The 11993-nt window shown below is 65.5% G+C and carries 7 protein-coding genes; 1 reads left to right on the forward strand and 6 read right to left on the reverse strand.

From position 1 onward, the window contains the following. From mobF to WBB07_RS14770, 3 genes are all read right to left on the reverse strand, one after another. A partial coding sequence (gene mobF / locus WBB07_RS14760; protein WP_526308919.1) for a MobF family relaxase occupies positions 1-4903 on the reverse strand: 4903 nt, incomplete at its 3' end. 187 nt (positions 4904-5090) lie between these two features. Next, positions 5091-8213: an MMPL/RND family transporter gene (locus WBB07_RS14765; RefSeq protein WP_011856887.1), complete on the reverse strand. Its 3123-nt coding sequence runs from the start codon at positions 8211-8213 to the stop codon at positions 5091-5093. Between the two features lie 330 nt (positions 8214-8543). Continuing rightward, the gene (locus tag WBB07_RS14770) at positions 8544-9206 is read right to left on the reverse strand and encodes a TetR/AcrR family transcriptional regulator (protein ID WP_234788922.1); all 663 of its coding nucleotides are present in this window, start codon (positions 9204-9206) and stop codon (positions 8544-8546) included. A 77-nt stretch (positions 9207-9283) separates the two neighbouring features. Here WBB07_RS14770 and WBB07_RS14775 point away from each other — a divergent pair, with 77 nt between their 5' ends. Further along, the gene (locus WBB07_RS14775; RefSeq protein WP_011856885.1) at positions 9284-10153 is read left to right on the forward strand and encodes a metal-dependent hydrolase; all 870 of its coding nucleotides are present in this window, start codon (positions 9284-9286) and stop codon (positions 10151-10153) included. Between the two features lie 133 nt (positions 10154-10286). Here WBB07_RS14775 and WBB07_RS14780 read toward each other — a convergent pair whose 3' ends face one another. From WBB07_RS14780 to WBB07_RS14790, 3 genes are read right to left on the reverse strand one after another with little or no spacing between them, the layout of a single operon-like run. After that, positions 10287-11177, reverse strand: a complete 891-nt coding sequence (locus WBB07_RS14780) for an alpha/beta fold hydrolase (protein WP_011856884.1) — start codon at positions 11175-11177, stop codon at positions 10287-10289. A gap of 58 nt (positions 11178-11235) precedes the next feature. Continuing rightward, the gene (locus WBB07_RS14785; protein WP_011856883.1) at positions 11236-11688 is read right to left on the reverse strand and encodes a PaaI family thioesterase; all 453 of its coding nucleotides are present in this window, start codon (positions 11686-11688) and stop codon (positions 11236-11238) included. Then, positions 11673-11834 (reverse strand): hypothetical protein, encoded by a 162-nt coding sequence (locus WBB07_RS14790; protein WP_156442342.1) that lies wholly within the window; start codon positions 11832-11834, stop codon positions 11673-11675. Before WBB07_RS14790 ends, WBB07_RS14785 begins: the two co-directional genes overlap by 16 nt. Positions 11835-11993: the final 159 nt, after the last annotated feature.

Here is an 11993-nt window from a genome sequence, read left to right on the forward strand (position 1 = left end):
CTTTGGCGATGTCGTGCTCGGTGACGATCTTGTGTCCGCCGGCGGCCGCGGTGCGCGCGGCCTGCGCCTGGGCGAGGGCCTGCTGGAATTGCATCGAGGGCGGCTCGTCCGGCAGTAGCTCGGTGTAGAATGCGACATCTTGTCGGGCAGAGGCAATGTCGAGCGCGTCGGCGTCGGGGTTGGCCTGCAGGAGTGCGAGCTGAGTGCGGGCATGCTCGACCATGCGCAGTTTGTCGTTGTAGACGGCATCGGCGTCGGACCACTGCTCCATCACCGCGGTCACTGCGTGGGCATAGGGTCGGTCGGCGTCGACCTGGCGGCGCATCCTTAACAGCTCGTCGGCTGCGCCGCGCAGAGCCGGGCCGTTTCCTGCTCGAATTTCTGCGTCGAGGGATTTGATGGCGGCGCTGACGTCGCGGTATTCCTCTTGCAGGGTGGTAATCCATTCCATGGTGATGCCCAATTCCGGTATGGGGCGGTTTGCTGTGAGGTCTTCGAATTGCAGGTCTCCGAATTCCTCGGACGCGTATTCAGATAGGTCCTCGGGCGGGGCGATGTCGAAGTAGTCGTCGAAGGGCGGGGCCTCGTCGACCTCGGCGAAGGGGCTTTCCGGGTCGGGCGGAAAGAGTGCTTCCTCGTCGGGGTGGAGCGGAGCGTCCTGCGGCGTGGGTAGGTCGTCGACGTCGATGCCTAGACGCGCTTGCAGCCGGTGGGTGAAGGCGTCGACGGTGTAGGTGATCAGGCGGGCGTAGTCGCCCGGCGGGATCCGGTGGTCGGCGTCGGTGGCGTCGGCGAGGTGTTCGGCAGCGACATGGAGCAGGTCGCGTGGGGTCCAGGTGTTCGGGTCGGCGGCGCTGATGGCGGCGACGAGGCCGGGCCAGGCCGGATCTGAGGTGATGGTTTCAGCCAGCGCCGTTCCGAATACGACATCGATATCTGTGACCCACGGTGGGCGTAGCCGCGAGTGCGTGGTGGCCAGGGTCGCGGTCGGGGACAGGGCTCCCGCGATGCGCCACCACAGCGCGGCGGCGGGCAGCTCGTCGGGCAGTGGTCCCTGGCGGGCGGCGGTGGTGATGATCTGGCGTAGGTCGGGGGTGGTGCGGGTGGCCTGGGCGAGCTGGGCGGCCAGTTGTGGCCAGTAGGCATCGGCGCGTAGGCGGGGGTCGATGGCGTCGATGAGGTCGTTCCAGCGGGTGGTGTCTGCACTGCGGCGGCCGATGTCGGCGGCGGCGTAGCGCTGCAGGGTGGCCTGCATGTCGCGGGTCCGCACGGGGTATTGGCGCGCACCGGTGAGGCGGGTGTCGGTGTCCTCGACGCCCGTGGCGGCGCGGAAGACGGCGATTTCAGCGGTCAGTGCCGGATTGACGGTGATCAAGGGGCGTGCCCAGGCGGGGGCGGTCGCGTTGGTCCAGGCCCGTGCGCGGTCGCGGATCTGGTCGGCCAACCCCTCGACCAGCTGTTCACGGCGGGTCAGGTACGCGCCCCAATGCGGGTCATTGGCCAGCGCGGGCGGGATGCCGGGAAGCCAGCGCAGCACCCCGATGCCGGCGGAATGTGTACCGGCGGGGTCGATGCGGTGATCGAGAACCGCGGCGGGGTCAGCGGCGTCGTCGACGCTGCCTTTGGCCAACGCGTCGGTCAGCAGTTGGCGAGGATCGGCGCCACCGATGGCCAGGACGGAGAGGTTGCGCCGTAGCACCGGCCAGGCTTCGCGCTGGCTGAGCCGGGGGATCACGTCGTCGGCGATGGCATCCAACCGGTCCCGAGCACCGGCGCCCAGTTGATTTTCGGCCGCGACACCCAAGGCGTCGTAGAACATGTCGGCCGCAGCCTGCAGTCGGGTCGCCGGGTCCTCGGCGCGGCGGGCTTCGGTGGTGGCCGACACCTGTGCGCCGTCGCGGGCCAGGGTGCGGGTCAGGACGTCGACGGCGGTGTCAGGGTGGGTTGCCTTGGGGGAGAGCAGTCGGTGCGGATCGCCTTCGGCAGTGGACAGGTACAGGTGGTTTTCGTCGGTGGCGCGCGTCATCGCGACGTAGAGGTGCTGGCGGGTCAGCATGTCGGAGCCGACGATGTGGCAGGTGCCCTTGGTGTCGCGCCGTCCTGCGGTCAGGCCTTGGGCGGAGTCAATGGTGGCGGCGTAGCCCAGCGTGACGTGTTCGGCGATGTAGTCGGCGGGCAGCGTGACGATGCGTCCGCTGCGTAGGTGGCGTGCTTTTACGCTGCCATCGGTGAGAACTTCGGTGATGGTGTAGCGGTAACCGTTGCGCACGAAATCGTTGCGCCCGATGGTGATCCGGCGGTTGTTTTTGCGGGTGCGGATGGTGTCTCCGACGTTGGCGTGCAGGTGATCGGCCAGCATCACGCTGGCCGAGTCGGCAGCCTCGGGATCGGCGGCCAAGCGGTCGGCGCGGGCGCGGGCGTTGAGTTCGTTGATGACGTCGTTGGTCGGGGCGAGCAGGATGGAGTCCCCGCCCGCCGCGAGGTCGGCCCGCCATGCCTGATAGGCCATGTCGGCGGCAGTCTCGTCGGTGCCGACATGGATGCGATGGTGGTCGATGTAGAAGCCGATGCCGGCCGGGTCGGCGTCGTGCAGCGCGAGCCCGGCGGCGGCTTCGGCGGGGGACTTGAATCGCACGACTTCGCTTAAGGTGAGCGCGTCGGTGGCTTCGGCGATGTCACGCAGAACACCGCCGGCGGAGATGGACGACAGCTGCCCGTCGTCACCGACCAGACGCACGCTCGCGCCTTTACGTAGCGCGTCGGCAATCATGGCGTCCAGGCCCGCGGTGGCGGCCTTGCCGGCCTCGTCAACGACGATGAGAGTGTCGGGGCCTACGTGGGTGAACCAGTCGGGCACACCGGATATCGCGGCCTTGTTTGGATCGGCGGACCAGACGTACTTGTCGAGCGTGTCGGTGGTGGCGCCCAGGTCTTCTCCAAGCACGATGGCCGCGTCGGCGGTGGGGGCCAAGCCGATCACGTGTCCGCCCGAGCTGCGCCACGCATGGGCCAACGCCGCCATGGCCGTGGTCTTGCCGGTTCCCGCTGGCGCCAGCGCCAGTGCGACACGGCGTCCGGAGGTCGCCATCTCTGATACCAAGGCTGCCTGGCCGGGGTTGAGCGTGCGTCCTCGCGCGGCTGAATCTGCGAGCGCCAGTTCGACATCGGCGGCGGTGGTGGCGCGTCCGTCGCAGCGCTGCACCGCGTCCAGAATGCGCCGCTCGGCAGCGAGGGTGTCGCGACTGGTGTAGAGCGCCACACCGTGGCGGGAGTAGACGCTGGCACCGTCGCGGCGACGCAGCGCGACAGGCTCGCTCAACTCGGCGTCGGTGACGCGAGCGTGGGGCACCGAAAAGGCCTCACCGAGCGCGGTATCGGTGAGCCGTTCGATCAGTGCGACATCGTGCGCCACGTCGTGGTTTCGAGCGATGCGCAGCGCCTCGGCGCGCACGTGGTGCCGCTGCCAGGTGGAGCGGGCTTCTGACACCGTGGCGACGAGTTCGCCAGCACGCGACGCCACCCATTCCTCGTCGATGACGGGTGCGGTGCGGGTTCGGTTGGGGCCGGCCAGGACACCGGCCAGCATGCTGTGCAGCCCGTCGCGTCCAAGGACCTCCACGGCTTGCGTGCGCCACACGTCGCGCTGCTCGGCCAGCGAGCGCGGTTCGTGCTTTGCTTCGCGCGATTCGAGCGTCGCCTGCTGGGCCAACGCGATGATTTCGGTGTTGGTCGGTTCGCGTCCGTGATCGGCCTGAAACTGCTTGGACAGCTCGGCGGTGCGCGCCTTGATTGCGGCCCGCCGGCTCGACCACCGGGACATCAGTTCTGCTGACATTCCGTCGATCTCTCGGACCGGCCGTTTCCCTCGTCCGCGGGACTGTTCGACGAACGGCACGCCCAGGGTGGCGATCATGTGCGCTTCCAGGCGGGTGTTGTACAACTCCGACGCTGCGACGGTCACACGGTGCAGCGGTTGGCCATCCAGGGCGAGCCATCGACGCACGCCGTTGGCGTCGATGTGGGACACCTTGTTCGAGATCGCGACGTGGGTATGCAGGTCGGGGTCACCGGCACGAGAATCGCGGTGGGTGAACGCTGCGGCGATGAGCCCTTCGGTGTCGACCTGGGCGACTCCGCCAGCGCCGGTGCGGGTGAAAGTGGCTTGATCTTGCAGCCACTCCAGCACGTCGGCGACCGCTGCATCGTGGGCGGCCTCAATCTGCTCAGCCACCGGCAGCGGAGCGATGGCCCATAGTGCGGACACGGATTTCACCGGTGAGAACGTCAGGTCATATCCGGCGACAGCGGTCGTGCGCGCACGGGTGTTACGCGCGATGAACCCCGACAGTTCCCGGTCATCAGCGGGCGGGCGGCCGTACTCCTCGCCGAACAGCTCCAGGGCCACGCGGGTGCGGATCTGGGCGCGAATGTCGGGGGCGATCGTGGCGTTCCAATGCGCGCCGGTTTCGGCGTTGTGATCGCGGAAGGCCACCGCCAAACGGCGCGCGAACTCCGGCTCGCCGTCGCGGACCAGAAACTTGCGCCCAAGGCGGCTGGCCGCATGCTGAGTGCCCATGCTTCGGCCGGCGACGTAGCTGTCGATGCGCTCGGCGTTGGGGTGCAGACCTTCCCCATAGAGGGCGCGCATCTGCGCCTCACTGACGCCGGATCCCTCGTCAACAGTCCAAATCTCCTCGCGCACTGCGGGTGTGACTTCGCAGCGGCCGGTATCAGAGAGGCCGGCCAGGCCGCGCCCCATCCACCGACCGGGCGATTCGCCTTTGGCCGAGTAGTAGTCGGCCAGCGTGGAGCGGCCCCGCTCGGTGCTGTCGGCGGCAGCGACCTGCCGCACCAGGTACAGGTATCCGTCCCCGGCGGTCAGCTTGTGCAGCGTCATCACCATGACGCGCACACAGGGGTCCGCATGGCCCGGACAGTACGAAGTTTCCTGCGGAAAATTCCACGACCATCCCGGGGGTTCTTAGAAAAGTCTTAGATTCGAGGTACCGGCGCAGGGGTCGTATTCATTCGGGGTGAATACGCCTTCACGCTGGTCGGCATGTAGCGCCGGGTATTGCTCTGTTCGCTTTTCACCTCTCCTGGACCAGCACGTGAGGTGCGTCCTTAATGCCTCCTGGGTTGGTCTGACCGGGTCGCGGGTTTGTTGCTTTGGTGGGCCACCAGCTGGCTTCGCGTAGGAGTGTGGCGATGGCGGGCACGGTGAGGGTGCGCACGAGGAAGGTGTCGAGCAGCAGCCCGAAGCCGATGATGAGGCCGGCTTGGATCATGATGGCGACTGAGCCGACCATGAGGCCGAACATGCTGGCGGCGAATATGAGGCCAGCGGAGGTGATGACGGCTCCGGTGTTTGCCACGGTGCGCAGGACGCCGACGCGGATGTTGGTTCCGGATTCTTCGCGGAGCCGTGAGACGAGCAGCATGTTGTAGTCGGCGCCGACGGCGACGAGGATGATGAACGCCAGCAGCGGTACGGGCCAGGCGATTTCGTGGCCCAGTCCCCATTGGAAGACTACGACGCCGATGCCGAGTGATGCGAGGTAGTTGAGCACGACGGTGCCTAGTAGGTAGAGCGGTGCTAGGAGTGCGCGCAGTAGTAGGACCAGGATGACGCCGACGATGATGATGGTGGCGATGGCTAGTTGTGCGAAGTCGGCCCAGAGGAGTCGTTGGATATCGGAGTTGACGGCGGGGAAGCCGGCTACGGACACGGTGGCGTCGGCGAGTGACGTGTTGGGTCGTGCGGTGTTGGCGGTGTCGGTGATGCGGCTGGCGAGGTCCATGGCTTCAACGCTGTATGGGTCGTGGCTGCTTTCGATCATGAACCGCGCTGTTTTGCCGTCCGGTGAGAGGAATTGTTCGGCGACGTCGGTGAATTGCCGGTTCTCGAATGCGTTGGCGGGCAGGTAGAAACCGCTCGAGGAGTCGGAGTCGGCCGCTGCGCGCGAGGAGTTCTGTAGTTGGGTGGCGATCTGGCTCATGCCGGACAGCATTTCGATGTTGCTGTCGGCGAGGGTGCGGACGCCGGTGGCGAGTGCTTGGGCGCCGGAGGCCAGCTGTCCGATTCCGTCCTGCAATCGGCGGAGATTTGTGGTCAGGTCGGCGGGGTCACCCAGGGCTCCGAATGCCTTGTCCAGTGAGGCGACTGCGTTCTGGACGTTGGCGAGGGTGCCACCAACGGTGGCATTGGTGGCGGGATCGTAGCGGTCCCCGAGGTCGGCGATTTGGTTGAAGAATCCGTTGTCGCGCAGAGTGACCAGGATCTGGACCTGGTTGCGGATTTGGGCGCATTGTGGGGTGGTGGCGCACCAGGGTGAGGTGTTGAGGGCGCCGACGAGTGGGTCGAGTTGAGTGATTGCGTTTTGGGCTTGGTTGGCCAGCGGTCGTAGTCCTGGGCCGGATTGGATGGCTTGGTCGACGGCGGGGGCAGTGGCGGAAAGTTGTTGCAGCAGCGGCCGGAATTGGTTGACCTGAGTTCCTGCGGATTGGGCTTGGGTGAGGATTCCGGCTAGTGGTGTGAAGGCGGTGCGCACGGTGCTGTCGAGTTGGGCGAGGCCGTCGGCGAGCTGGTCGGCGCCGTCGGTGAGTTTGGTGAGGTCGTCCTTGCGGGAGTTGCCCTCGGCGACGGCGCCGGCCATTTTGTCGCCGATCTGGCCGTTCTGCCAGGCCAGTTCTGCTTGGTCGAGGCGCTCTCCGGTGGGGCGGGTGACTCCGGAAACCTTGGTGACGCCGGGGATCTGGGAGACGCGGGAGGCCATCTCGTCAAGATCGGCCAGTCCTTTGCCGGTCCGCATGTCGGTCGGATTTTCCACGACGAGGAATTCGCTGATGACGACGTCTTTGCGGAAGTGGCGGTCCAGCAGGTGGTAGCCCAGGTTGCTGGCCGTGGTGTCTGGTTGGCCCTTGCGGTCGTCGTAGCTGATTTTGATGGTTGCTGCCGCTGCCGACAGGGCGAGCAAGATGACCAGGCTGACGATGAGTAGTGGCACGGGACGGCGGACCACGGCGACGGCGACGCTGTTCCAGTAGCGGCGGGTGCGATCGGGTTTGGGTTCACCGATGCCGCGTTTGGCGGCTAGCGACAGCACCGGTGGCAGCAGGGTTACGGTGGCCAGAAATCCGAACAGTACGGCGATGGCACACGCGGGGCCAAGGGCGGCGAAGACGCTGAGCCGCGCGAAGACCATGGCCAGGAACGCGAGTGCGACGGTGGCGGCGGAGGCGAGGATGACGCGCCCGATGCTGGCGGTGGCGTGGATGACGGCCTGATCGGCGGGTACTTGGGCGCGGCGCTGTTCGTGGTATCGGCTGATCAGAAATACGGTGTAGTCGGTTCCCGCGCCGAGCAGGATCGCAGTCATGAAGGCGACGGTGAACTGGGAGACGGGCATGCCCATCTCGCCGAGGGCGGACAGCACGCCGCGCCCGACTGCCAGGCTCAACCCGATTACTAGCAGCGGTAACAGCGCGGTGAACACCGACCGGTAGACGATCAGCAGGATCAGGGCGATCACGCCCGCGGTAGCGATTGAGATCAGCAGCAGGTCGTGCTCGGCGGATGCGATCATGTCGCTGAAGGTTGCCGGTGGTCCCGTCACTTGCACAGTCGTGGTCGAGCCGGTGAAGACCTCGGCGGCGATGTTGCGCACCGCGTTTACCGATTCGGCGGCCGTGGGGTCTCCGAGGGTGCCGGTGACACCTACGGGCAGGTACCAAGCTTTGCGGTCGGCGCTGACTGCCTGGGCTTCGGTAATCGGATCGGACAGTAGGTCCTGCACCAGCAGGACGTGGTTGCCTTCGCCCTGCAACCGGCGCACGAGTTCGCCGTAGCGCTGCCGTGCAGTCGGAGTCAAGCCATTGGGGTCTTCCATGGCGACGAACACCATGGTTTTTGAGCCTTCTTCGCCGAAAGCGGCGCTCATGCGGTCAACCGTCTGCAAGGACGGCGCATCGCGAGGGATGAGGTCCACCGACTGTTGGCGCACCACGGTTTCTAGCTGGGGGAACAGCAACGCGAGGACGACCGCGGCGCCTAGCCATACCCCGATGACCAGCGCTTTGTGTCGGAGGGTGAATCGGGCTAGCGCTGCCAACCGTTCGCTGTACTCGCGGGTTTCGGCCGGGTTGGGGGATCCGTTGTCCCGCTGGCCACGGCGCGTGGCCTGGCCTGGGGAATCTGCAGTGCCGTCGGTCACTGGGCCTCCACTAGTAGCGAATCGTAGCGATACTATCGGTATCGCTACGCTACCGCATGTAGTGCAAGTGGTGGCGGGGCCGTCGTCGCCAGGCCGCGCAAAGCGCGCGGCTGGCGAAGGGGCCGGCGACCGCTATCGAGTCGGGACCGGGCCGACGGTCGCAGTGGGCAGAGGAATGATCGAACACTCAGTGGGTTTCTGGAAGCCAGGGCTGACGCTGTAAGTCGACGACACTGGCCTTGGATGCCGTTCAGGGTCTTGCTGTTGCTGTTCTCGGACGTTGGTCGTCGGGCGCACGCACGGCCACATCGCGTAGCGGGGCCGCTAGCTCTAGGTTTGCGCTTCGGTTGTGGCCGACTGGCCCGTGTTCTGCAGCAGCACGTAATTGCCTAGGCTGCCCAGGAAACCTGCGCAGTGCTGAACGAGTTCATCTGTGGTGAATTCCAGTTCTCCGTCGAGTCGGCGGCGCAAGACTTCGAATAGCCCTCCCACGCCCAAGGTCGAAGCCAAATGGGCAACCCCCACGGCAGAGTCGGCGATGTCGAGGTGAAGTCTGGCTTCGCGCAAGACAAGGTCGGTGAAACCTGCCATTAGTTCGCTGCGTAGCTCTCGGAGCAGCGGCTCGGTTGCAGATTCCACGAACAGGATCCGACCCAGCCGCGGGTCGTTGTCGATCATGCCGACCAGCCTGCGGATTGGCGCGTACGCCAATACCTCCGGTGGCTCGCCGGCATCGGGGATCGCGTCGACTATCACCTCCTGGAAGGTGGCATAGAGCTGCTGGTAGACAGCCCGCAGGAGTGCGTCTCGGTCGGAGAAGTGCTGGTAGAAGTACCGTGACGTGACACCCGATTCAGCGCAGACGGCAGTCACAGTGGCGGCGGCAACGCCGCGCGTGCCGATCAACTCCGTTGCGGCCTCGATGAGACGGGTGCGCCGGTTCCGGTGACGCTCCTCGGCGGACATTCCGCTATACACCCGCGCCGAAACCACGTGGATAGCTTGCCATCTAATTCTGACAAGGCTTAGAGTCAGATTGACAGCGCGTCCTTGGCGAATGGGAGAACAACATGAGCGACGATTCGTCCACACGGCCCACCGCACGGGTCGTCCCGAAGCCCCGCCGTGTTCGATTCGATATGCCTGCTGGGACCAGTCGGCAGCACTTCGTTGATGGCGACTTGGTGATGAGCCACTTTGTGTCCACCTTGTCGGCCACGTTCCCCGAAGGCGAAGACTTCTTTATCCGGTCAGTCCGCGAGTACCGGGACCACATCAGCGACGCTGACCTCAAGGAGGCGGTCAAGGGGTTTATCGCACAAGAGGCCACCCACCGACACCAGCATCGGCTGCTCAACGATCGGCTTCAAGCAATGGGCTATCCCACCGAGGGGATCGATCGGCATGTCAAGAAGCTGGTTGGCCGACTTGAGAAGCGTTTTTCTCCCAAGATGCGCCTGGCTGTGACGGCCGCCCTCGAGCACTACACGGCGACATTCGCCGAGATCATTCTCACCAGCGACGAAGCTCAAGAACTGATCGGCGACACCGAAGTGCGGCCTATTCTGCTCTGGCACGCACTGGAAGAATGCGAGCATAAGGCCGTTGCTTTCGATGTCTACGAGACGGTCGGTGGAAGCGAACGCACCAGGGTCTGGGGGATGCGGATCGCCAGCCTCCTCTTGTTCAGCGAGTTGGTCATCCAGACCACCCGCTCTCTGGCTGGTGACCGTTCCGCCTACAACCCGGTGCGCTTGCTGCGCAGCCTTCGAGCCTTCCGTCATAACCCGCTATTCAGCCCAGCAGCAATTGCGCGCTTTCGCTCCTACACCCGCGCCGGATTTCATCCCGACGACTGGGACAGCGCAGAAATCCTCGAACGCTGGACCAAGGAACTCTTCGACGCCGATGGTGGCCAGCAAGTGCGTAGTGGCGTCTAGCTCGACCAGAGCCCGGCACAGTTCAAAGTCGGCCTTAACCGAAGAACACTTCATGGGCTCCGCTTCGCGCGCTGTGAAGTCAAGATCGGTTCTGACTACTGGCCGATCGATGGTGCTCGACCAACGTCGCGACCTACAGGAGGTTCCGGCCGAGGAACTCGGTGACGGCGCAGCCGAAGGCGTCGTTGTCGTCGCCGGCGATCATGTGTCCGGTGCCGGATACGTCGACGGTCTCGGCGTGGGGAACCAGTTGCTTGAACTCGTCGACGGTGGCTTGGGAGACCACGTCGGACAAGAGGCCCCTTACGAGAAGTGTTGGGGCATTGACCCGTCGGGCTCCGTCGATCAGCAGGTGGCTGATTGCGTCGAATTGCTCCGTTCCCGTGGTCGATTCGTCGCGGAGAAAGTCGAAGTTGGAGTGAATGAATGCCGGGTCCCACCGCCAGATCCAGCGGCCGTCGTGACGCTGCCGTAGCACCTTGCGCAGGCCGTCGACGTTGGCCGGGCGCGAGCGATGGGGGTTGTACGCGGCGATCACCTCTGCGGCGTCAGAGAGGGTGCTAAAGCCATCGGGATGTGCGGCCATGAACGTCACCACGCGACGGGCGCCCTGGAATTCAAGTCGCGGGGTGACGTCGACCAGGACGACCGCCGCCCACGACGCCCCGGATGTCAACAGATGCGTGCCGAGCACGGTCATGCCCCCAAGGGATGCACCTACGACCGCAGGGGCGGTATAGGCGCTGAAGTGCTCGCGCACGGCGAGAAGATCGGTCGCGAGTCGCTCGATGTCGTACCTGCCGGCTGGGTCCCAGTCGCTGTCGCCGTGACCGCGGGTGTCGTAGGCGACGACTGTGTATCCGCATGCGTGGAGGCGACGCGCTGAAGTGCTCCACGCGTGCCGGTTCTGGCCGCCGCCGTGCAGGAGCAGCACGACGGGACGGGCGTCATCGTGGCCGTAGCAGTCCGCAGCCAGGGCGATCCCGTCCTGGGTTCGGACCCGATGCTGCACGGCGGAGGTCATGACACCTTCCTGGCGAGATCGTCGTCCGCCCGAAGCGTGGGCCCGGCAGCAAGCGCCTTCATAGTGCGTTGCCCGCGGCGTTCACGATCGTGACCGTGCCCTGGGCTACGCAGACGGCTTTGTCGCCGTTGCTAATGTCGATGCGCGCCACTCCACTGCGCTTGCCCAGCGACACGATGTCGGTGACGGCGACACACACACCGGTGGACACGGGTCGCAGCAGGTTTAGCTTGAATTCGGTGGTGGCGACCCATGATCCGGCCGGAATGACGGGGTAGAACACGACTCCGAGACAGTGGTCGACCATCGCCGATAGACATCCGCCGTGCAGGGTGCCGAAGGGTGTGAGCAGTTCGGCACGGGTTTCCATCTCTGCCACCAGCCGACCGGCGGCGAGTTCGGTGTGCCGAAAGCTCAGAAACCTCGACAGTCCACCTGCTGTGTTCGGCGATCTGAGCAGCTGGTCGGCGATCTGCTCATCGAAGTGCGCGAATGTCACTGCCACCACCATGCCCCTTTCTCCTGTCCGGTCATGGGTCGATCACCGTTCGAGCCCGCGAATCGTTTGAGCATGTCGCCGAATGCGCCGAGGTCGCCGTGCGCGGCGGAGTGCTCGATATCGACGGCGATGAAGAACCTGGCCGCGCGGTGATGCACACGACGCGTCGTCGAGGAGGGGCACGGGCTAGATGTACTGACCACGGACGTTAGGTACGGCGTGGCGTGGTGACATGAAGAAGACCTCCGAGTGGAGTGCGAGCTGTCTAGGAACGCTCACCGATCTCGGAGGTCTTCGTGTCCCACCGTAATGCCCCC

It is taken from the genome of Mycobacterium sp. (assembly GCF_049647605.1).
Classification (GTDB): Bacteria; Actinomycetota; Actinomycetes; order Mycobacteriales; family Mycobacteriaceae; genus Mycobacterium.

Excerpts from the sequence above, each read along its gene's own strand:
- WBB07_RS14785 (WP_011856883.1), bottom strand. The coding sequence starts at position 11,688 with ATGGTGGTGGCAGTGACATTCGCGCACTTCGATGAGCAGATCGCCGAC.
- WBB07_RS14775 (WP_011856885.1), top strand. The coding sequence starts at position 9,284 with ATGAGCGACGATTCGTCCACACGGCCCACCGCACGGGTCGTCCCGAAG.
- WBB07_RS14780 (WP_011856884.1), bottom strand. The coding sequence starts at position 11,177 with ATGACCTCCGCCGTGCAGCATCGGGTCCGAACCCAGGACGGGATCGCC.